The sequence below is a fragment of the Microbispora catharanthi genome, assembly GCF_006334915.2.
GTDB classification, from domain to species: Bacteria; Actinomycetota; Actinomycetes; order Streptosporangiales; family Streptosporangiaceae; genus Microbispora; species Microbispora catharanthi.
In genome coordinates this window covers 93,196-114,420 of record NZ_VDMA02000017.1, presented here as the reverse complement: position 1 = coordinate 114,420, position 21,225 = coordinate 93,196, and the positions used below count along the sequence as shown (strand labels likewise).

Below are 21,225 nucleotides of genomic sequence, written 5' to 3'. Positions count from 1 at the left end.
TCCGAACCATGAACATCGATGAGGTCGCCGTCCCCGGCGGACGGCTGCGGATCGCCAGGTTCGGCGGCGGTCCCCGCCTGATCATCGCGGCGCACGGCATCACCGCCTCCCTCATGTCGTGGCGGGCGGTGGCCGAGGCGCTGCCGCCCGGCTGGTCGCTGGTCGCCGTCGACCTGCGCGGGCGCGGCCACAGCGCCGATCTGCCCGGCCCCTACGGCCTGGACCGGCACGCCGAGGACCTGGAACGGGTCGCCGACCACGTGGGCGCGGACGGCACGAGCGTGCTCACCGGGCACTCGATGGGCGCCTACGTCGCGGCGCTCCACGGCGCGCACCGGCGCTACGCCCGGGTGGTGCTCGTGGACGGCGGCCTGCCACTGCCGCTGCCGCCCGGCGCCGACCCCGACGAGGTGCTGGAGGCGACGCTCGGACCGGCCATCGTCAGGCTCTCCCAGACCTATCCGAACGTGGACGCCTACCTCGACTTCTTCCGCGCCCATCCCGCGCTCGCCGATGACTGGTCCCCGCTCATCGAGGAGTACGTCCGCTACGACGCCACCGGGCCGGACGGCGCCGTCCGCTCACGCGCCCGCGAGGACGCCGTACGGCAGGACGGCCGCTGGCTGCTCACCGAGCACGAGGCGATCGGGACGGCGCTGAAGGCCGTCGACCCGGCGCCGCTCCTTCTCCGCGCGCCGCGAGGGCTGCTGAACCAGGACGTCGGGATGCTCCCGGACGACCTCACCGCGCGCTGGGCGGCGGAACTGCCCGGCCTGCGCGACGAGGTCGTGCCGGACTGCAACCACTACACGATCCTGTTCGACCCCCGCTGCGCCGCGGTCGTGGCCGCCCGTCTCACCGGGTGAGTGCTCACCCCTTCTTACGGGAACGGTAGCTGGCGGCCTTGACCCGGTTGCCGCACTCCTCCATGCCGCACCAGTGCCGGGTGCCGCCCCGTGAGCGGTCGACGAACAGGCGGGTGCACTCGGTGCGGGCGCACTCCCGCACCCGCACCGCGGACACCCCCGCGGACATCCCGGCGGGCATTCGCGCCAGCAGCGTGGCGGCCGACCGGGCGACCTCCGCGCCGATCTCCGCCGCGCCTCCGTCCCGCGCCAGACCGCCGGGGCCGAGCGTCAGCCGCGGCGGCGCGGCGGAGGCCGCCCGGTTGAGCACGCCGAGATCCTCGCCGGGCCAGGGACGGCCGTCCAGCGCGGCGGCGACGAGCCTGTAGACCGCCTCGCGCAGGCCGCGCAGCGTGCGCAGGTCCTCGCCGTCGAGCGGCGGCTCCCCGGTGAGCACGCCCGCCTCCACCGACCATCGGGCCAGGTCGCCGGGCGTGCGCAACAGCTCCTCCGCACGGGTACGGCGCCACTTGAGCGTGCCGGCGAAGTCCAGGGCCAGATTCCCGCCGACGAAGACGAAATCCACGTCACCACCTTGGCAGGTGACATCGGGGTGCTGCAAGCACTATCGTCACCCCCTGAACCAGTGACGCCATCGGAGGTCGCGGTGATCGACGAAGACGACTACCTCTACTTCGCCTGCCGGGCCCTCGACGGGATGACCGGCATCGTCGCCGAACTGGGCGACGACCTCGCCAACGTCCGGCCGCCCTTCCCCGGCGCGAACTCTCCCCACGCCCTGCTCACCCACTGCCTCGGCGTGGTCTCGTACTGGGCGGGCGCGCTGGTGGCGGGCCGGGAGGTGGCCCGGGACCGCGATGCGGAGTTCGCCGCCGCTGGGCCGGTCGGGCCCCTGCTCGAACGGGCCGCCGCCGTACGCGACCGGCTGGCGGTGGACGTGCGGACCGCGCGGCCGGCCGAGCCGCTGCGGGGCACGCCGCCCGCCGCGTTCCTCGGGCCCGCTCGCGAGCTGACCCAGGGGGCCGCGCTCCTGCACGTGTACGAGGAGCTGGCCCAGCACCACGGCCAGATGGAGATCCTGCGCGACTGGATCGTCGCCTCCGCGGCCGGCTCCGGGACGAAAGGACGATCATGACCAGCGACCCCTTCGCCCACGTCGACGTCGACCGGCTGCGGTCCGGCTACGGCGTCAAGTGGGGCTCCCTGGCGCCCGGCGTCCTCGGCGCGTGGGTCGCCGACATGGACTTCGGCGTGCCGCCGGCCGTACGGGAGTGCGTGATCCGGCTGGCCGAGCGGGAGGACTTCGGCTACCCGTTCTGGCGGGGCGAGGATCCGGTGGCCGAGGCGTTCGCGGAGCGGATGGCCGCGCGGCACGGCTGGACGCCCCGGCCGGGGCGCGTCCGCGTGCTGACCGACCTGATCCAGATCCTCCAGGTGATGGTCGAGCACGCCACCCGGCCCGGCGACGGGGTGGCGATCCACGTGCCGTCCTATCCGCCGTTCCTGGCGAGCATCGCGCGGGCGGGGCGCCGGATCGTGCCGCTGCCCATGACGCGAACCGGGAACGGCTGGGGCTTCGCGGCCGAGGGGCTGGCCGACCGGCTGCGGGCGGCGGGCTGCCGGATGCTCGTGCTCGTCAACCCGCACAACCCGACCGGACGGGTCTTCACGCGGGAGGAGCTGGAAGCGCTCGCCGAAGCGGCCGAGGAGCTGGACCTGGTCGTCGTCTCGGACGAGATCCACGCCGACCTCGCCTACGCGCCGCACCGCCACGTCCCGTTCGCCTCGCTCGGGCCCGCGACGGCGGCACGGACCATCACCGCGACCTCCGCCACGAAGACGTTCAACATCGCCGGGCTGCGCTGCGCCGTCGCCCACGTCGGGCACGACGGCGTGTGGGAGGCGCTGTCGCGCATGTCGTACGACTACTTCGGCACGCCGGCCGTCGTCGGCCGGGCGGCCACGGTCGCGGCGTGGCGGGAGTCGGCGGACTGGCACGCCGACCTGATGCGGACGCTGGAGCGCAACCGGCGGACGGTCGAGCGGTGGGCCGCGGACCTGCCATGGGACCTCGGCTACCACTCGCCACAGGCCACCTACCTGAGCTGGTTCGACTTCACCGGCACGCCGCTCGGGGGCGTCGCCCCAGCCGAGCGCCTGGAACGCGAGGCGGGGGTCAAGCTGGCCGAGGGCGCCGAGTTCGCGCAGGAGACGCCGGTGGACACCGCCGGGTTCGCGCGGCTCAACTTCGCCACGAGCCCCACCGTCCTGGACGAGATCCTCGGCCGCATCACGGCGGCCGTGTCCTGCGGCTCGTCCTGAGCGAGGCTCCGCCGGCCGGTGGTCGAGAATCTCCGCGGCCATCCGGCCGGCGCCGCGTCAACCTCCGGGGCGTGTACCCCGGTGTCACGTGCGGCAGGGCGGCATCACCGGCAGGGCCGGGTCACTGGCGGGGCAGGATCCAGGTCGCCTTGGCGGCGGCGACGAGCGCGCCGTCCACCTCGTAGACCGCGCTCGTGCCGAACAGCTTGCGGCCGTCGCGGCCTTCCGCCCGGGCCACGACCGAGTATCGGCCCATCGGGTAGACCCGGCGGAACACCTGCCCGGTCAGCCGCCCGAGCAGCGGAGGCTGGATGGGCCGCCGGTCCGGGAAGCTGCGGTAGTGCGCCCATCCGGTGGCGCAGTCCAGCGCCGCCCAGACGATCGAGTCGGGGACCACGCCCTGCTCGTCGGTGACGTTGAACGGCACCCGCCAGCCGGCGGCCACGAGCTCGCCGCCCTCCGCGGGATCCTCCACCGGGCCGGGGAAGATGCGCAGCCCGTCGCCCGGCTCGCGCAGCCCGCAGGCGAAGCAGCCCGCGATCGCGTGGCCGTGCCTGCCGGGGAAGCCCGCCTCCGCGCGGGCCGCGTCGGTGAACCGCACGAACGGCGGCGGCGTCAGCGTCTCGGCGACGGGAATCGCCTCGACGAGGTGCTCGTCGCCCTGACTGAGGACGACGGCGTTGCCGACGTGCTCGACCGACAGGGCGGTCTCCAGCGGGACCGGTTTACGAAGGGTGACCTCCACCGGCGAGTCGTGACCGCCCCCGGTCAGCGTGCCGGCGAGGGTGCCCGCGATCCAGCCGCCGTTGGCGGTGCCCTCGGGTCCCCGGAAACGCTTCGGTACGGTCAGAACGGTCTGCAGCCCCGCAGCCGCCGTCATATGGCCCACGCCCTCCCTGAGTCACGTCTTGATACGGCTCACCCGTAAAAGTCGTAACAAGTGAACCGATTTTACTGTTCCGGCGTAGGGACCAGCCAAACAGACGGGAGTGTCAGAAAGATTTGCGGGCTGTAACACCGCGGTGACGGAGTGATCTCCGTCAGAGCACGGGCAGGTAGCGGCCGAGTTCGTACTCGGTCACCTGTCGGCGGTAATCCTGCCACTCCGCGCGCTTGTTGCGCAGGAAGTAGTCGAAGACGTGCTCGCCCAGCGTCTCGGCGACCAGCTCGCTGTGCTCCATCGCCGCGATCGCCTCGTCCAGCGACTGGGGCAGCGGCTGGATGCCGAGCGCCCGCCGCTCCGCGCTGGTCAGCGCCCACACGTCGTCCTCGGCGCCCGGCGGCATCTCGTACCCCTCCTCGATGCCCTTCAGCCCGGCGGCCAGGATGACGGCGAAGGCGAGGTAGGGGTTGCAGGAGGAGTCGACCGACCGGAACTCGATGCGGGTCGAGCCGCCCTTGTGCGGCTTGTACATGGGCACGCGCACGAGCGCGGAGCGGTTGTTGTGCCCCCAGCAGATGTACGCGGGGGCCTCGCCGCCGGCCCCGGCGATCGCCTCGGCGCCGCCCCACAGCCGCTTGTAGGAGTTGACCCACTGGTTGCACACGGCGGTGATCTCGGCCGCGTGCCGGAGCAGGCCGCCGATGAACGACCGGCCGATCTTGGAGAGCTGGTAGTCGGCGCCGGGCTCGTAGAAGGCGTTGCGGTCGCCCTCGAACAGCGACATGTGCGTGTGCATGCCGGACCCGGGGTAGTCCGTGAACGGCTTGGGCATGAACGAGGCCCACACGCCCTGCTCCAGCGCCACCTCCTTCATGACCAGCCGGAACGTCATGATGTTGTCGGCCGTGGTCAGCGCGTCGGCGTAGCGGAGGTCGATCTCCTGCTGGCCCGGCGCGCCCTCGTGGTGGCTGAACTCCACCGAGATGCCCATCGACTCCAGCATCATGATCGCGTTGCGGCGGAAGTCGTGGCCCGCGCTGTGCGGAGTGTGGTCGAAGTAGCCGCCCTCGTCGATGGGCTGGGGCCTGTCGCCCTTCTCCGGCCGGTTGCGCAGCAGGAAGAACTCCACCTCGGGGTGGGTGTAGAACGTGAAGCCCATGTCGGCCGCCTTGGCCAGCGTCCGCTTGAGCACGAAGCGCGGGTCGGCGTGCGACGGCGAGCCGTCCGGCATCAGGATGTCGCAGAACATGCGGGCGGCGCCCGGCGACTCACTGCGCCACGGCAGTATCTGGAACGTCGACGGGTCGGGCTTGGCCAGCATGTCCGACTCGTAGACCCGCGAGAAGCCCTCGATCGCCGAGCCGTCGAAGCCGATGCCCTCGGCGAAGGCGCCTTCCAGCTCGGCCGGCGCGATCGCCACCGACTTCAGGAAACCGAGCACGTCGGTGAACCACAGCCGGATGAACCGGATGTCTCGCTCTTCGAGCGTGCGGAGGACGAATTCCTGCTGGCGGTCCAAGGCGTACCTCACGGAGTTACAGGTCTGGTCGCCTACCAGTCTGCCTCCTGAGTGTTTCACAGGGGTTACGAGGGAGTGTGAGCCGGCTGTCCTGGGGATCACAGCGGACCTGGGACGGCTACGGCGCCCGGAGGGACGGGTGGATCAGGTGACGTAGATCACAGCGAACAAAACCCATGGCGGGGTCGTCGTTGCTGTTGATCCGGCGTTGATCGGGTGTCGACCCGCGCGCCCTACCCTCCCGGCATGCCGGTGCACAACCCGAAGGAGCCCACGTCCGTGGCACGACCGCTGCTCGACTCCGCGGAACCCCGGCTCCTGCGGCTGCGGGCGCTCGACTGGCCGGGCCGGGTGCGGGCGTTCGGGCCCGCCGTCGCGATGGCGATCGCGGGCGTGGCGATCTGCCTGGAGCTCGCCGACATCTGGGTGACCGCCCAGTTGCCCGACGCTCCCTACACGCCGCTGCCGTTCGCGCCCGAGGACGTGGCGGGCACCACGTTCCCGATCTTCGGCGCGCTGCTGGTGATCTCGCGGCCCCGGCTGCTGCTCGGCTGGCTGCTGTGCCTGGGCGGCCTGGGCTCGGCCGCCAACATCCTCGCCGCCAACACGGCGACCCTGCTCGTCCACAGCGGCGGCCATCCGCTGGTCCACCCGCTCTGGGTGTTCGCCGACGGCGTGTGGAACCTCACGACGTACGCGCTCGGCGTGCTGCTGCCGCTGCTCTACCCCACCGGGCGCATCCTGTCCAAGCGGTGGTGCGTGCCCGGGGGCGTGACCGCCACGGCCCTCGCCCTCGACTGGCTGTGCTCGCTGATCGCCCCGTCGAGCGTGCGCACCGGCTACAACGCGCTGGAGGTGGCGGCCTTCGCGCCGTACTACCAGGGCACCCGGCAGGTGATGCACACGGTCGTCGCGGTGGGCATGGCGCTGGCGTTCTCCTCGCTCGTCGTCCGCTTCAACCGGGCCGACGGGATCGAGCGCCGCCAGATCCTGTGGCCCCTGGTGGCCATGGCCGGGGTGGTGATCCCGTGGGTGATCGGCTATCCGGTCTGGTGGACCGCCTCGCTCACGCTCCCGCTGGTGCCGGCCGCGATCGCGGTCGCCGTGCTGCGCTACCGGCTGTACGGCATCGACACGCTGATCAGCAGGGCCCTCGTCGGGGCGGGCCTGGTCGGCGTCGTGGCCGCCGTCTACGTGCTCGTCGGGGCGGGCTCCAGCCTGATCCTGTCCGGCGTCGACCGGTTCGCCGGCCTGGCCGCGGCCCTGTTCGCCGGGGCGTTCTTCCATCCGATCCGGGGCGGCCTGCAGCGCCTCGTCGACCGCGCGCTGTACGGCAGGGGCGGCGACCCGTTCGCGCTCGCCGCCGGGCTGCGGCGGCGGCTGCAGCACGCCGACCCCGCGCACGCCCTGCTGGCCGCCCTGGAGGTGCTGCGCGAGGGCCTGTCGGTCACGGGCATAGCGGTGGAGATCGACGGGACGGTCACGGCGAGCGGGCGGCCCGGGCCCGTGGCGCGGGAGGTGCCCCTGGTCTGGCACGGCGAGCCGGTCGGCCGCCTGCTCATCGGCCCGCCGGGCGGACGCCGCTTCCCCGCCGCCCACGACGAGCGCGTGATCGCGGTGCTGGCGCCGTACGTCGCCGACGCCGCGCACACGGTGTCGCTGACCACCGCGCTGCAGCGCTCCCGCGAGCGCATCCTGACGGCCCGGGAGGAGGAGCGGCGGCGGCTGCGCCGCGACCTGCACGACGGGCTCGGGCAGACGCTGGCGTCGATGGCGATGACGATCAACATGGCGCGCCGCAGCCTGGAACGGTCCCCGGAGACGGCCGACACCCTGCTGCGGGACCTGCGCGAGGGCATGAACAGCGTCACCGCCGACGTCCGCCAGCTCGTGTACGGCCTGCGTCCGCCCGCGCTCGACGATCTGGGGCTGGCGGGAGCCGTACGGGCCCTGGCGGAGGAGGCGCGCCCCGGCCTGGCCGCCGGCGGGGAGTCGGTCGCGGAGGTCGAGGTGACCGGGGACATGACCGGGCTGCCCGCCGCCGTGGAGGTGGCGGCCTACCGGATCGTGCAGGAGGCGCTGACCAACGTACGCAAGCACGCGCGGGCCCGGCGGGTGCGGGTGGTCCTGCACAGGAACGGCGAGCTGCGGGTCGTCGTGACCGACGACGGCGTGGGACTGCCGCCGGGCCGCAGGTCGGGCGTGGGCATGAGCTCGATGGCCGAGCGGGCGGCCGAGCTGGGCGGCACCTGCGCCGTCACCTCCGAACCCGGCCGCGGCACGACGGTCACGGCCCGGCTGCCCGCCGTGCCCGCGCCACCCGACCTGGGGTGATCAGCAGACGGCGGCGAGCGACTCTCCGACGGGTGTCCGCCGGTAGAGCACCTCGCGGCCGAGCCGCCGCCGCGCCACCAGGCCCGCGTCGGACAGCACGGCGAGGTGCTGACTGACCGCGCCCGGCGTGAGGCCCAGCCGCCGGGCGAGCCCGGTGGTCGAGCCGGGCTCGGCCAGCGCGGTGAGCACCTGCGCCCGGGTGCGGCCGATGAGCGCGGCCAGCGCCTCCGGCGTGCAGGGCGTGCCGTCCGACCACAGCGTCCCGACGCCCCGCGCCGGGTAGCACAGCATCGGCAGGTACGGCTCGTACATCACCCAGACCTCCGGCCAGGAGAAGGCGCTCGGCACGAGGACGAGGCCGTCCCCGCCGAGGTCGCCGTCATAGTCGCAGCTCTTGGCCGTGACGAGCCGGTCGCCGTGCCAGGCGACGCCCGGATGCAGGTCGGCGAACAGCTCGCGCACTCCCCCGGCCGCCAGCGTGCGGGCCCGCCACATGACGTCGGCCTCCAGCAGCGCGCGGATCCCGGGCCAGAACTCCTCGAACGCGACCGTCCAGTACTCCCGCAGCTGGCCGGCCACCCGCCGCACGCCCTCCGCCGGGTCGTCGGCGAACCGCCGCAGCGCCGCGGGATCCGGCGTCTGCACCCACACCATCTCCTCGTACGCCGTGGAGGGCGGCGTGGCGCGCACCCGCTCCAGCTCGGCGGCGAAGTCCGGCAGCGGGGTGTCGGGCGGCGGGGTGAGGAAGTCGGGTATGTAGCCGCTCACCGGGACCAGCGCGAACAGATCCCTGAGATCCACCTCACGCAGGCGCGGCCGTACGGCCCGCAGCCACGGCAGGTGCAGCGAGTGACGGCCGGGGGCGCGCAGCACCCGGAGGCTGGCGACAAGCTCCCACATCGGGGAGAACGCGAAGCGCAGCCGCGCCACGTCCTCCGGCGTGAACCGCCACTCCACCGCCACGGCCGTCCCCCCATGTTTCAGCCAGGGCTAAAAGATTGGCATGGGACGTCCCCATTGTCCAAGGGTGGACGCCGTGACCACTGTGATCAGCAGGACCGGCTTCATCCAGTCGAAGGTCGGCGGCCTGCCCCGTCCGTTCTGGGTGCTGTTCGGCGGATCGTTCGTCAACCGGCTCGGCACGATGGTGGAGCCGTTCATCGGCATCTACCTCACGCAGGCGCGCGGCGTCTCCCTCGCCACCGCCGGGCTGGTCATGACGATGTTCGGCGTGGGATCGCTGCTGTCGCAGCCGGTCGCCGGATGGCTGGCCGACCGCCTCGGGCGCCGGGTCACGCTCACGGGCGGCATGGTCGCCACGGCCGTCACCATGATCGCGCTCGGCTACACGACCAGCGTGCCGGGGCTCGTCGTGGGCATGCTCGTGCTGGGCATCGTGGTGGACGCCTACCGGCCGGCGTCGCAGGCGATCGTCGCCGACCTGGTGGCGCCGGAGGACCGGCCCCGGGCGTTCGGGCTGCTGTTCTGGGCCATCAACCTCGGCTTCTCGGTCGCCATGGTGGCCGGCGGCTGGCTCGCCCGTTCGGGCTTCACGGTGCTGTTCTGGGTGGACGCCGTCACCTGCCTGATCTTCGGCCTCCTCGTGTGGCGGGCGATCCCGGAGACCCGCCCGGTCCGCGAGGACGCGCAGCCCGGCCGGTTCGCCGACGTCCTGCGCGACCGCCTCATGCTGGCCTTCGTGCTGGGCAACCTGGCATACGCGCTGGTCTACCTGCAGGCGTACAGCACGCTGCCGACGAGCGCGTACGGCATGGCGATGGCGGTCAACGGCCTGCTGATCGTGGTCGTCCAGCCGCTCACGAACTCGTGGCTGGCCAGGTTCGACCCGTCCAGGGTGCTCGCGGCCGGGTTCGCGCTCGTCGGGCTCGGGTTCGCGCTGACCTCGCTGGTGTCGTCGGCGGCCGGGCACGCGGCGGCCGTGGCCGTCTGGACGCTCGGCGAGGTGCTCACGGCCGGGATCCCCGGGGCGATCGTCGCGACGCTCGCGCCGCCCCACCTGCGCGGGCGCTACTCGGGCCTGTACGGCCTGGCCTGGTCGGCCGGCTCCCTGCTCGCTCCCCTGGTGGGCACCCGGCTGCTGGCCGCCGCCCCCGGGCTGGTGTGGCCCCTGTTCGGCGGCCTCGGCCTGCTCGCGGCGGCGGGCCAGCTCCTCATCGGCCGCGCCGTCCGCCGCCGCGCCGCCCAGACGGTCTAGGTCGGCAGGGACTCACGCGCTGGCCGTTTCCTGGTCAGGACGGAACGGGACAGGACATAATCCTTCGCAGGATGGACGAGAACCCCCCTGCCTTTCCCGTGCGGGCGGTGGCCTGGGCGATGGCGGCCGTGGCACTGGTCCTGACCCTCGTGGGGGTGCTGGTCCAGGTCCGGATCCCCGCGGAGTGGCAGCCGCACCCGCCGTTGACGCCGGACTTCGGCGTCGCGCTCACGTTCCCGCTCACGGGAGCGTTCCTGGTGTCCCAGCGGCCCCGGCTCAGCACGGCCTGGCTGATCTGCGTGGGCGGCCTGCTGGGGTCGGGCAACGTGGCCTTCACGGCGCTGATGTTCCACTGGGCTTCGCAGGGCGACATGGGAGCGGCCATCACGGCCCGGGCCATCCAGTTGATCTGCTGGGCGGTGTCGGGCCTGCTGCTGGCGGTCATGGTTCCGCTCTACTCTCCCACCGGGTCGCTCCCCTCCCGCGGCTGGCGCGTGGTCGTCGCCGCCGGCGCCGTCGCCACCCTCGCCGAGGTCGTCCTGGGCCTGCTGCGGCCCGACCCCGACCCTGCCGCGTACGACTGGCCGGAGGTGATCCACAACCCGCTGCAGGTCAGAGGCCTCGTCCCGTACTACGGCACGGCGTGGAACGTCCTGCAGTACGTGATCCAGGTCTGTGTGGTGGCGGCGCTGGCCTCGCTCGTGCTCCGGCTGCGGCGCGCCGATCCCGTGACGCGGCGGCAGATCGCCTGGCCGCTGTCCATCTTCGCCGTGTACGTGGCGCTGTACCTGCTCGGCCCCGCGATGTGGCTGCCCGCGACGCTGTGGACGGCGCTCATCCCGTTCGGAATCCTCTTCGCGGTGCTGCGCTACCGGCTGTACGGCATCGACACGGTGATCAGCCGGACGTTCGTCACCGCCGGGCTCCTGGGCACGATCAGCGCCGTCTACTTCGGGGCCGGGGCGGTCTCCAGCCTGGTCGTGTCCGGGTACCACCAGGTGGGCGGGCTCGCGGCGGCGCTGTTCGCCGGTGCGTTCTTCCAGCCGCTGCGCCGCGCCCTGCAGCGCGTGGTCGATCGCGCGCTCTACGGCAGGGTGGGCGATCCGGCGCTGCTCGCCGAGCGGCTGACGCAGGAGGTGCGGCGGGCCGACCCCGGCGAGGCGCTCGCGTCGGTCGTGACGGTCGTGCGCGAGGGCCTGGCCGTGGACGGGGTCGCCGTCGAGATCGCCGACGGCAGGCCGCGATACGTCGAGAGCGGCCAGGTCGGGCCGTCGCCGCGCGAGGTGCCGCTGGTCTGGCACGGCGAGCCGGTGGGCCGGCTGCTCGTCGGCCCGCCCGGAACACGGCGGTTCGCCCCCGCCCACGACGAGCGGGTGCTCTCCACGCTGCTCCCCTACGTGGCCGACGTGGCCCATGCCGTGCGGATGGCCGCCGACCTCCAGCGCTCGCGCGAGCGCATCCTCGCCGCCCGCGAGGAGGAGCGCCGGCGGCTGCGCCGCGACCTGCACGACGGGCTCGGCCAGACGCTCGGGGCGATGGCGATGACGATCAACTTGGCCAGGATCAGCCTGGCCAAGTCGCCGGACACCGCCGACGACCTGCTACGGGACCTGCGGGTCGGCATGGACGCGGTGGCCGGCGACATCCGCGAGCTCGTGTACGGCCTGCGGCCCCCGGCGCTCGACGACCTGGGGCTGGAGGGAGCCGTACGGGCGTTGGCGGAGGAGACGCTGCCCGCGGGGACGGACGGCGTCGAGGACGTCTCGGTGGGGGTGGACGGCGATCTCGCCGGGCTGCCCGCCGCCGTGGAGGTCGCGGTGTACCGCATCGTGCAGGAGGCGCTGAACAACGTGCGCCGTCACGCGCGGGCCACCCGCGTCGAGGTCCGCGTCACACGTCCCCCGGCCGGGGACGGCGGCGGCGAGCTACGGGTGACGGTCGCCGACGACGGCATCGGCCCGCCCGCCCGGCTGCGCGCGGGGGTCGGCATGTCCTCGATGCGCGAGCGGGCGGCCGAGCTGGGCGGAAGCTGCGTGGTCGCCGCCCCCGACACCGGCGGCACGGTCGTCGAGGCCCGGTTCCCGCTCACCGCCTGAGCGCCCGCCGCCCGCCTCGTGACCCAACCGAGAGGCGCTCGGCACGACCGGGAGTGCCACTGCCTCTACGCTTACCGTGCGATGGTGACTTTTCGTGCTCTTGGGCCGTTCGAAGCGATTACCGATGGCGAGACGCTCGACCTGGGCGGCCAGCGGCAACAGGCCGTGCTCGCCCGGTTGCTCGTGGCCGGAGGGCGCGCCGTACCGGTGAGCGTGCTGATCGACGAACTGTGGCCCGGCGAGCCGCCGGCCCAGGCGTTGTCCACGATCCAGGGGTACGTCTCCCGGCTGCGGCGGGCGCTCGAACCGAACCGCGCGCCGCGCGAGGAGGCCGGCGTCCTGGTGTCGGCCCCGCCCGGCTACGCGCTGCGGGCGGGCGTCGAGGACGTGGACTCCTGGCACTTCGAGCACCTGGTCAAGAGCGACCACGAGGGCCCGGCCGCGACGCTGGAGCGGATGGAGACGGCCCTCGCCCTGTGGCGCGGGCCCGCGCTCGCCGGGTTCCAGGAGCTGGCCTGGGCGCAGACCGAGGCCACGCGGCTGGACGAGCTTCGCCTGCTCGCCGTGGAGCGCCGCGCGGACGCCGCGCTGCGGCTGGGCCGCACCGGCCCGATGATCCCCGACCTGGAGGCGCACGCGTCGGCGCACCCGCTGCGGGAGGAGGCCTGGCGGCTGCTGGCGCTCGCGCTCTACCGCGCCGGGCGGCAGGGTGACGCCCTCGGCGCGCTGCGCCGGGCCCGGGAGGCGCTGCGCGACGAACTCGGGCTCGACCTCGGCCCCACCCTGCAGAGGCTGGAGCAGGACATCCTCGTGCAGGCCGAGCATCTGGACGCCCCCGATCCGGCCGCCGGCGGGCCGCTGAACGGGCCGCTGAGCGGGCACGGTGTGGAGCCGTCCACGCCGTCCGTGCCGGGGGTGGCGGCCCTGCGCGTGCTGATCGCCGACGACCAGGCGCTGGTGCGCACCGGTCTCAAGGTGATCCTCGACAGCGAGCCGGGGCTCGACCTCGTCGGGGAGGCGGAGAACGGCGAGCAGGCGATCGCGCTCGTCCAGGCGGCGCGGCCCGACGTGGTGCTCATGGACATCCAGATGCCGCGCCTGGACGGCCTGGCGGCGGCCCGGCGGATCCTCGCTGCGGAGGCGCCACCGAAGGTGATCATGATGACCACCTTCGGCACCGACGAGAACCTCTACGCCGCGCTGCGGGCCGGAGTGAGCGGCTTCGTGCTGAAGACCTCCGCACCCGAGCAGCTCATCGCGGCGGTCCGGGCGGCCGTCGCGGGTGACGCGCTGCTCGACCCCGCGGTCACCACGCACCTCATCGCGGCCTTCGCCGGGCGGCGGGACCCGGCGGCGCCGGAAGGCCTGTCCGACTCCGACATCGACCTGATCAAGCTCGTCGCCCGGGGCTTCACCAACCGGCAGATCGCGATGACGCTCGCCGTGCCGGAGCAGGAGGTCGCCGACGAGGTCACGGCGCTGCTGCGCGGCCTCGGCCTGGTCGACCGCGCCCAGCTCGTGGTCCTGGCGTACGAAAGAGGGCTGGTCAGCCCCGGGTCGCCCGGCGCCTGACCCTTATCGTCGCTTTGACGACAAAGAATCGGACGCCTTAGGGTGGGACCGTGGCTCAACTGCGTATCGCTCTCGCCCAGACCAATCCGGTCGTCGGTGACATCGCCGGCAACGCCGACATGCTCGTCGAGTGGACCCGCAGGGCCGCCGAGCGCGGCGCGCACCTCGTGGTGTTCCCCGAGATGTTCCTGACCGGCTACCCCGCCGAGGACCTGGTGCTCCGGTCGTCGTTCGTGGAGGCGTCGATCACGGCGCTGTCGAAGACGGCCACGCGACTCGCCGACGAGGGTCTCGGCGACCTCCCCGTCGTGGTGGGCTACCTCGACCGGGCCGACCTCGCCCCGCGCGTGGGACAGCCCAAGGGCGCCCCGCTCGACGCGGTCGCCCTGCTCCACGAGGGCCGCGTGGTGACGAAGTCGGCCAAGCACCACCTGCCGAACTACGGAGTGTTCGACGAGTACCGCTACTTCGTGCGCGGCGACCGCCTGCCGATCTTCCGCCTGCACGGCGTGGACGTCGCCGTGGCCGTGTGCGAGGACCTGTGGCAGGACGGCGGTCCCGTCTCGGTGGTCGCCGAGGCCGGCGCCGGCCTGCTCGTCGTCCCCAACGGCTCGCCGTACGAGACGAACAAGGACGACGTGCGGCTGGAGCTGTGCGCGCGGCGGGCCCGTGAGGCGGGCTGCGCGCTCGCGTACGTGAACATGGTCGGCGGCCAGGACGAGCTGGTCTTCGACGGCGACTCGCTCATCGTGGACGCCTCCGGGGAACTGGTCGCCCGCGCGCCGCAGTTCGAGGAGGACCTGTTCGTCACCGACCTGGAGCTCCCGGAGGGCACGGGCGAGCTCGGCGAGTCGCGCCACGACGCGCACGACGGCACGGTCATCACGGTCGAGCGGGTGCTGCTGTCGGCCGCGCCGGTCGAGCCGTACGAGCCGGAGGCGCCGGTCGTCGCCGAGCGGCTGGACGACCTGGCGGAGATCTACAAGGCGCTCGTGCTCGGCGTGCGCGACTACGTGCGCAAGAACGGCTTCCAGTCGGTCATCCTCGGCCTGTCCGGCGGCATCGACTCCGCCCTCGTCGCCACGATCGCCGCCGACGCCGTCGGGCCCGAGCGGGTCCATGTGGTGCTGATGCCCTCGCGCTACTCCTCGGACCACTCGATCACCGACGCGGAGGAGCTGGTGCGCCGCCAGGGGGTCGACTCCCAGGTCGTCCCGATCGCCGACATCGTCTCGGCGTTCGAGAAGGAGATCGAGCTGCACGGCCTCGCGGCCGAGAACCTGCAGGCCCGCGTGCGGGGCATGCTGCTGATGAGCCTGTCGAACGAGCACGGCCACCTGGTGCTGACCACCGGCAACAAGAGCGAGCTGGCCACCGGATACTCCACGCTGTACGGCGACTCGGCGGGCGGGTTCGCCCCGATCAAGGACGTGCTCAAGAGCGTGGTCTGGAAGCTCGCGGAGTGGCGCAACGCCCAGCCGGGACAGCCCCCGATCCCGGAGAACTCGATCACCAAGGAGCCGAGCGCGGAGCTGCGGCCCGACCAGCGCGACACCGACTCGCTCCCGCCGTACGAGGTGCTCGACCGGCTGCTGCGCGACTACGTCGAGCGGGACATGGGCCGCGACGAGCTGGTCGCGGCCGATCACGACCCCGAGCTGGTCACACAGATCATCCGCCTGGTCGACCTGGCCGAGTACAAGCGCCGTCAGTACCCGCCGGGTCCGAAGATCACGCCCAAGAACTTCGGCCGCGACCGCCGCCTGCCCATCACCACCCGCTGGCGCGAGCGCCTCTAAACGCGCACGTCCCGGGTGCGGACCAGCAACCAGGCGCCGAGCAGCGCGGCGGCGAGGCTGAGCAGAGCGATCAGCGCGAGGTAGAGCATCGTGTCCGCCGCCGCGCGCAACGTCGGGCCGTCGGCCAGGGACGGCGGCGAAGGCCACCGCGCCGATGATCAGGGTCTTGGCCGCGAACGCCCGGCGGGCCGCAGGCGAGGCCGCGGAGAACCTGGCCGCCCGGCAGGTCATCGCCGGCACCCTGCTGGAGCACGACGACGCCTGGTCGATCGGGCGCAAGGCCGCCTGGCTGCGGAGCAAGGGCCTGCTCGGGGCGATGATCTGGGAGATGTCCGGCGACACCGGCACACTGATGGGCGCGCTCGACGCGGGCCTGAGATAAGAATGCCGTGACCGGTGCCGGGCAGGCGTCCGGCACCGGTCACGGGGTCGTCGGAGGCGGCATCGTCGGCAGACGGCCGCCCGCCCTCGCGTCCATTCCCGCCAGTGGTACCCGGTTCACCCGAGAAGGCTCAGCGCGGTGCCTCGCTCCGCGCGCAGCGCATGACGGTGACGAGCGTGGTCCGTACGGCCGTCGGCCGCACGGACCGGGTCACGCCTCGGAGGTGAAGGGCCGCATCACGGCTCGGGTGGAGAGCCGGGTCACAGCTCGGGGGCGGAGGGACGGGTCACGGCTCGGAGGGGCGGGGACGGAAGCCCTTGAGCGCCTCGTCGACGATCCGCTCGGGAATGTCGGCGTGGGACTCGCCGGGGTGGGACCACTTCGTGAGCCAGATCACCGCCCCGCTGAGGAGCGCCAGCGCCATGTCGATGTCGAGGTCCGCGCGCAGTTCCCCGGTCTCCATGCCGCGCCGCAGAACCGCCGCCACCACCGCCCTGCGCGGCTCCACGGTCAGCTCGCGGAACCGCTCCGCCAGCCGGGGATGCCGCTCGGAGTCGCTCATGGCGATGTTCATGATGCAGCGGGTGCGGTGGTGGCTGGCCTCCTCCTGGATCACCCGGAGGTAGGTCACCAGGTCGTCTCGCACGGTTCCGCCCTGCGGCAGCGGGATCGGCGGTTTGAGCGTCGCCAGAGCGTCCACCACCAGGTCCTCCTTGTTGGACCACCTGCGGTAGATCGTGGTCTTCCCGACACCGGCGCGGCTGGCGATCGACTCGATGGACAGCTCCGACACCCCGATGCCCTCACCGAGCAGTTCGAGGGTGGCCTCGATGATCGACCGTTCCGCCTTCTCGCTGCGCGGGCGGCCCGCCGGGCGGGCCACCCCCTCAGCCGTCTGCTGCGTCTTCATGACGAGTTCACACTACCGCCGCTTCCTTTTCGGTCTCAGGCTTGGTGACCGCGGCCTGGACCGAAGCCTTGCCCGGCATCCAGCGGGCCACCACAAGAGTGCCGACGAGGGCGACGAAGGCCGATCCGAGGGCCGCCCAGTGGATGCCGGTGACGAACGCGGCGTTCGCGGCGTCGAGCAGCCTCGTGCCCTGCGGGCCCAGGTGTCCGGCGACACCGGCCGCGCCGGAGATGGACTCGGTCACGACGTGGCGGAGCTGCTCCGGCAGGGCCGTGACCTTGCTCTCCATGTCGCTGCGGTAGCTCGCGGACAGGACCGCGCCCAGGATGGCGATGCCCAGCGTGCCGCCGACCTGCCGGACGACGTTGCTCATCGAGGAGCCCACACCGGCCTTCTCGCGCGGCAGCGCGTTCATGATGGCCGTGGTCGCCGGGGGCATGATGTTGGCCATCGCGGCGCCCTGGACGAAGCCGAGGGCCAGCAGGATCCAAATCGGGGTGTCCACCTGCACGAAGGCGTAGCACGCCAGGGCCAGCGTGATGACGATCATGGCCACCGTGCCGACGGCGCGGGCGCCGTACTTCTGCACCATGCGCGCGCTCTGCGGCGCGAAGATCAGCTGAGCGGCCGCGAACGGCAGCACGAGCGCCCCCGACTGCAGCGGCGAGTAGTTCCGGACGATCTGCCAGTAGAAGGCCAGGAAGAACATCACGCCCATGGCCGCGAAGAACACGAGGCCGACGGTGGCGATGGCGGTGGAGAAGCCGGCGTTGCGGAAGTTGCGCACGTCGAACGCGGGGTGGTCGATCCGGCTCTCGTACCAGACGAACGCGGCGAGGATCGCGAGGCCCAGCAGCGACGGCACGATGACCGAGACGTCGGCGACGGTGCCGAGGTCGCTGATCCGGACGATGCCGTAGACGAGGCTGATCAGGCCGAGGATGGACAGCAGCACGCCGACCGGGTCGAGACCGGACTTGTTCGGGTCCTTGGAGTCGGGCACGATCCCGGCGATCAGCGCGAGGCCGATGAGCACGATGGGCACGTTGACGAGGAAGACCGAGCCCCACCAGAAGTGCTCCAGCAGCACGCCCCCCGTGATCGGGCCGATCGCCACGGCGATGCCGACGCCGCCGGCCCAGATGCCGATCGCCTTGCCCCGCTCGTGGATCGGGAAGACGTTGGAGATGATCGCCAGCGTGGCCGGCATGATGGCGGCGCCGCCGAGGCCCATCAGGGCCCTCGCCGCGATGAGCTGCATCGGGTCCTGCGCGTACGCGCTGGCCAGCGAGGCCAGGCCGAACAGGACCATGCCGACCATGAGCATCCGCTTACGCCCGTAGCGATCGCCCAGCACCCCGAAGGTGAACAGCAGGCCGGCGAACACCAGGGTGTAGGAGTTCATCGCCCATTCGAGCTCGCTCTGCGTCGCGCCCAGGCCGTGGACGGGATCGGCGATCGTCTTGATCGCCACGTTGAGGATGGTGTTGTCGAGGACGACGGCCAGCAGGCTGAACACCATCACGCCGAGGACCTGCCATCGGCGTGGGTGACCTGTATGGGCTTCTGTCTGAGCTTCCACGGATTCCCCCATGATTTCGATACGGCCGAGTTTCGCAACGCAAGCGTAGCGTTGGTCATTCCGATACGCAACGGGACCGTTTCATAATCCTGGGCGGTGCCGCCGTATCCACTGGTCAATCGGGCAAAAGACGCTCGGCCGAGGCACCGGCCCGCGCACTGCTCGTCCCCGGCACCCGCGCCTTCCGGCGTGCGGGGACGTCGCGGCGTCTCGCACGCCACCCGGGAGCCGGCGGCGGCGGACACTCTTCGCACGGCGGCCCCGAGGGACAGCCGCGCGCCCCTTGTACATCCGCGCGGGGGCCGGTTCTATTCCCGCTCCGGGGCGGGATTCAATCCCGCGTGTGGCCCGGTTTCAGTCCGCGGCGGGGGCGGGCAGGGGCGTCGCGGCGTCCAGACCGGCCGCGACGTCCGAGCGTGCCGCCGGGCCGAGACCGCTCACGCCCCCCGAGCCGGCCGCCGCGGCGAAGCCGCTCGCGCCCTCCGAGCCGGCCGCCGTGCTCGATCCGGCCGGGGCGAGGGCCGCGGCCGGAGCATCCCGCATGACCAGGGCGGCGAGCAGGGCCAGCGCGACGCCGACCGCTCCGGACACGGCGAAGGCCCAGGCGGGGCCGTGGGCGTCCAGGAGCCCGCCGGCGAGGGGCCCGGCCAGCGCTCCTCCGATCGTCAGCGACGTGCCGTGCAGGCCCATCGCCTCACCCCGCGCCGCCGCCGGGACGCGCCGGTTGACGGCGTCCACGGTGGACGACAGCGCCGGGGCGCACAGCAGCCCGGCCGGCACCAGCGCCAGGCACAGCCAGCCCCAGCCCCCGCCGACCAGGCCCACGGGCGCGGTCAGCACCGCCAGGCCGCCCGCGAGCACCACGGGCGGCAGCCCCCGGGAGAGCCCGCCGTACACGAACCCGCCGACGAGCGAGAACGCGCACCACAGCGCGATGACCAGCCCGGTCCAGGCGGTCGCGCCGTCCGCCTTGAGCATCGCCACGACGCTCAACTCGGTCGTGGTGAGCACGAAGGTGAGCCCGGACACCAGGCAGAGCAGGGCGAGCAGGCCCGGCCGCAGCCACTGCCGCCGGGAGACGGCCCCCCCGTGCCCCGCGTCCTCCTCGGCCGACCGTGTGGGCGGGTTGAGCAGGTACAGCGCCACTCCCGAGCCGGCCAGACCGGCGGCCACGCCGTACATCGTCGCGGTGCCGCCGAACGCCGTCACGCTCGCGACGGCGAGAGCCGGGCCGACCATGTACGACAACTCCACGCCCATCGAGTCGAGGGCGAAGCCGGTCTGATGGTTCTCCACCGGCACCATCGCGGCCACGCACTGCCGGATGGTCCCGAACACCGGCTGGCTGAACAGCCCGCCGATCAGCGCGCCCGGCAGCAGCACGGCGTACGGCATCGCCGGCGCGGCGCACCACAGGCACAGTTGCACGATGGTCGTCACGGCCAGCACCGGCCGCAGCCCGCGCCGGTCGACGAACCGGCCGACGAGCGGCGAGCCGATCGCGGCGCCCGCCATGGAGGCGGTGCCGACCAGACCCGCCTGGAGGAAACCCAGCTTCTGGTCGTTCACCACGTGCAGGGTCAGCGTCATGCCGGTGCCGGTGAGGGGAATTCTCGCGATCATGCCGACCAGCAGCAACGTCCGCACGCCCGGCAGGGCGAGCACCCGCCGGTAACGATCAAAAGCCATTGTGGTTCCTTACCTCCGCACGGCATTGTGCCGGGTGCCTCCGACATTCCTGCGGCCGGGTCGCCTCATTCGTCCCTTTAGTCCCACTCGTCGCAGGCCAGGATTACGGTGCCCGTATGGGGGTGTTCCAGCCCATGGCGGCATGCAATGATCTGACTGTCCGGGGACGCCACAGGGGCGCCACGAGGCCTGGAGGTAGCCATGTCCTCTGTTTCCGTTGTGTCCAAGCCCGCCCTCTACGGCGGGGCCGCGGGACGCAGGGTCACCGTCCGCGACATCGCGGCGGCCAAGGAGCGCCACGAGAAGTGGCCCATGGTGACGGCGTACGACGCGATGACCGCGAGGGTGTTCGACGAGGCGGGCATCCCGGTGATGCTCGTGGGCGACTCGGCCGCCATGGTCGTCTACGGCTACGACTCGACGCTGCCCGTCACGGTCGACGACCTCATCCCGCTCACCGCCGCGGTCGTACGCGGCTCGTCGCGGGCGATGGTCGTGGCCGACCTGCCGTTCGGCTCCTACCAGGCCTCACCCCAGCAGGCCCTGGAGACCGCGGCCCGCTTCATGAAGGAGGCCGGCGCGCACGCCGTCAAGCTGGAGGGCGGCCACCGGGTCCTCCCGCAGGTGGAGATGCTCGTGTCGGCCGGAATCCCGGTCATGGCCCACCTCGGCCTGACCCCGCAGTCGGTCAACGCCTTCGGCGGCTACCGGGTGCAGGGCCGCGGCCAGGCGGGTGACGAGCTCATGTCCGACGCCAAGGCGCTGGAGCACGCGGGCGCCTTCGCCGTCGTGCTCGAATGCGTTCCCGCCGACCTCGCCCAGCGGGTCACCACGTCGCTGAGCGTCCCCACGATCGGGATCGGGGCCGGGCCCCACACCGACGCGCAGGTCCTCGTCTGGCAGGACCTGATGGGCCTGACCCCGCAGCCCGCGAAGTTCGTGAAGAAGTACTTCGACCTGGCCGGAGAGATGGACCGGGCGATCCGCGCGTACGCCGACGAGGTCGTCTCCGGCGCCTTCCCCAGGCCCGAGCACAGCTACCGCTGACGCCCCGCC

The 21,225-nt window shown here is 72.8% G+C and carries 17 protein-coding genes; 10 read left to right on the top strand and 7 right to left on the bottom strand.

Annotated elements, in window-relative coordinates; translation table 11 throughout:
- Positions 1-8: 8 nt before the first annotated feature.
- The gene (locus FH610_RS28740; RefSeq protein ID WP_139578151.1) at positions 9-866 is read left to right on the top strand and encodes an alpha/beta hydrolase; all 858 of its coding nucleotides are present in this window, start codon (positions 9-11) and stop codon (positions 864-866) included.
- A gap of 4 nt (positions 867-870) precedes the next feature.
- Here the strand turns inward: FH610_RS28740 and FH610_RS28735 are convergent, their stop codons facing one another.
- A complete protein-coding gene (locus FH610_RS28735; protein ID WP_139578150.1) occupies positions 871-1,431 on the bottom strand; it encodes a CGNR zinc finger domain-containing protein in 561 nt (186 codons plus the stop codon).
- An 81-nt stretch (positions 1,432-1,512) separates the two neighbouring features.
- On the opposite strand from FH610_RS28735, the gene FH610_RS28730 reads away from it, so the two are divergent.
- Both FH610_RS28730 and FH610_RS28725 read left to right on the top strand, forming a co-directional pair.
- Positions 1,513-2,001, top strand: coding sequence for a DinB family protein (locus tag FH610_RS28730; RefSeq protein ID WP_139578149.1), 489 nt, complete (start codon positions 1,513-1,515; stop codon positions 1,999-2,001).
- Positions 1,998-3,188, top strand: coding sequence for a MalY/PatB family protein (locus tag FH610_RS28725; protein WP_139578148.1), 1,191 nt, complete (start codon positions 1,998-2,000; stop codon positions 3,186-3,188). Before FH610_RS28730 ends, FH610_RS28725 begins: the two co-directional genes overlap by 4 nt.
- A 121-nt stretch (positions 3,189-3,309) precedes the next feature.
- Here the strand turns inward: FH610_RS28725 and FH610_RS28720 are convergent, their stop codons facing one another.
- Together FH610_RS28720 and glnA are read right to left on the bottom strand one after the other, a co-directional pair.
- A complete protein-coding gene (locus FH610_RS28720; protein ID WP_139578147.1) occupies positions 3,310-4,068 on the bottom strand; it encodes a hypothetical protein in 759 nt (252 codons plus the stop codon).
- A gap of 160 nt (positions 4,069-4,228) precedes the next feature.
- Positions 4,229-5,590, bottom strand: coding sequence for a type I glutamate--ammonia ligase (gene glnA, locus FH610_RS28715; RefSeq protein ID WP_139578245.1), 1,362 nt, complete (start codon positions 5,588-5,590; stop codon positions 4,229-4,231).
- A gap of 246 nt (positions 5,591-5,836) precedes the next feature.
- Here glnA and FH610_RS28710 point away from each other — a divergent pair, with 246 nt between their 5' ends.
- Entirely contained in the window at positions 5,837-7,924 is a 2,088-nt protein-coding gene (locus tag FH610_RS28710; protein ID WP_139578146.1) for a sensor histidine kinase, read from the top strand.
- Here the strand turns inward: FH610_RS28710 and FH610_RS28705 are convergent, their stop codons facing one another.
- On the bottom strand, positions 7,925-8,887 hold the full coding sequence (locus FH610_RS28705) for an ArsR/SmtB family transcription factor (protein ID WP_139578145.1): 963 nt from the start codon (positions 8,885-8,887) through the stop codon (positions 7,925-7,927).
- Between the two features lie 73 nt (positions 8,888-8,960).
- Here FH610_RS28705 and FH610_RS28700 point away from each other — a divergent pair, with 73 nt between their 5' ends.
- The 5 genes from FH610_RS28700 (at position 8,961) to FH610_RS28675 (ending at position 15,988) form a co-directional block, all read left to right on the top strand.
- Positions 8,961-10,139, top strand: a complete 1,179-nt coding sequence (locus FH610_RS28700; protein WP_240809250.1) for an MDR family MFS transporter — start codon at positions 8,961-8,963, stop codon at positions 10,137-10,139.
- Positions 10,140-10,210: 71 nt separating this feature from the next.
- Positions 10,211-12,235, top strand: a complete 2,025-nt coding sequence (locus tag FH610_RS28695) for a sensor histidine kinase (RefSeq protein ID WP_139578144.1) — start codon at positions 10,211-10,213, stop codon at positions 12,233-12,235.
- A gap of 81 nt (positions 12,236-12,316) precedes the next feature.
- Positions 12,317-13,807: a BTAD domain-containing putative transcriptional regulator gene (locus FH610_RS45505; protein WP_139578143.1), complete on the top strand. Its 1,491-nt coding sequence runs from the start codon at positions 12,317-12,319 to the stop codon at positions 13,805-13,807.
- Positions 13,808-13,857: 50 nt separating this feature from the next.
- Positions 13,858-15,606, top strand: coding sequence for an NAD+ synthase (locus tag FH610_RS28685; RefSeq protein WP_139578142.1), 1,749 nt, complete (start codon positions 13,858-13,860; stop codon positions 15,604-15,606).
- Between the two features lie 154 nt (positions 15,607-15,760).
- Positions 15,761-15,988, top strand: coding sequence for a hypothetical protein (locus FH610_RS28675; RefSeq protein WP_139578141.1), 228 nt, complete (start codon positions 15,761-15,763; stop codon positions 15,986-15,988).
- Between the two features lie 286 nt (positions 15,989-16,274).
- On the opposite strand, the gene FH610_RS28670 is transcribed toward FH610_RS28675, so the two are convergent.
- The 3 genes from FH610_RS28670 to FH610_RS28660 all read right to left on the bottom strand — a co-directional run bounded on the left by FH610_RS28670 (position 16,275) and on the right by FH610_RS28660 (position 20,169).
- Positions 16,275-16,898, bottom strand: a complete 624-nt coding sequence (locus tag FH610_RS28670; protein WP_139578140.1) for a TetR/AcrR family transcriptional regulator — start codon at positions 16,896-16,898, stop codon at positions 16,275-16,277.
- A gap of 7 nt (positions 16,899-16,905) precedes the next feature.
- Positions 16,906-18,420: an MFS transporter gene (locus tag FH610_RS28665; protein ID WP_139578243.1), complete on the bottom strand. Its 1,515-nt coding sequence runs from the start codon at positions 18,418-18,420 to the stop codon at positions 16,906-16,908.
- Positions 18,421-18,834: 414 nt separating this feature from the next.
- Complete coding sequence (locus FH610_RS28660) at positions 18,835-20,169, bottom strand: MFS transporter (protein WP_139578139.1); 1,335 nt, start codon at positions 20,167-20,169, stop codon at positions 18,835-18,837.
- 201 nt (positions 20,170-20,370) lie between these two features.
- Between FH610_RS28660 and panB the strand changes: the two genes are divergently transcribed.
- Complete coding sequence (panB, locus tag FH610_RS28655; protein WP_139578138.1) at positions 20,371-21,216, top strand: 3-methyl-2-oxobutanoate hydroxymethyltransferase; 846 nt, start codon at positions 20,371-20,373, stop codon at positions 21,214-21,216.
- The last annotated feature ends 9 nt before the right edge of the window (positions 21,217-21,225 follow it).

Bases quoted from the DNA above. Each gene is read 5' to 3' on its own strand.
- FH610_RS28740 (WP_139578151.1), top strand. From the start codon at position 9: ATGAACATCGATGAGGTCGCCGTCCCCGGCGGACGGCTGCGGATCGCC.
- FH610_RS28725 (WP_139578148.1), top strand. From the start codon at position 1,998: ATGACCAGCGACCCCTTCGCCCACGTCGACGTCGACCGGCTGCGGTCC.
- FH610_RS28720 (WP_139578147.1), bottom strand. From the start codon at position 4,068: ATGACGGCGGCTGCGGGGCTGCAGACCGTTCTGACCGTACCGAAGCGT.
- FH610_RS28710 (WP_139578146.1), top strand. From the start codon at position 5,837: ATGCCGGTGCACAACCCGAAGGAGCCCACGTCCGTGGCACGACCGCTG.
- FH610_RS28695 (WP_139578144.1), top strand. From the start codon at position 10,211: ATGGACGAGAACCCCCCTGCCTTTCCCGTGCGGGCGGTGGCCTGGGCG.
- FH610_RS45505 (WP_139578143.1), top strand. From the start codon at position 12,317: ATGGTGACTTTTCGTGCTCTTGGGCCGTTCGAAGCGATTACCGATGGC.
- FH610_RS28675 (WP_139578141.1), top strand. From the start codon at position 15,761: ATGATCAGGGTCTTGGCCGCGAACGCCCGGCGGGCCGCAGGCGAGGCC.
- FH610_RS28670 (WP_139578140.1), bottom strand. From the start codon at position 16,898: ATGAAGACGCAGCAGACGGCTGAGGGGGTGGCCCGCCCGGCGGGCCGC.
- FH610_RS28665 (WP_139578243.1), bottom strand. From the start codon at position 18,420: ATGGTGTTCAGCCTGCTGGCCGTCGTCCTCGACAACACCATCCTCAAC.
- FH610_RS28660 (WP_139578139.1), bottom strand. From the start codon at position 20,169: ATGGCTTTTGATCGTTACCGGCGGGTGCTCGCCCTGCCGGGCGTGCGG.
- panB (WP_139578138.1), top strand. From the start codon at position 20,371: ATGTCCTCTGTTTCCGTTGTGTCCAAGCCCGCCCTCTACGGCGGGGCC.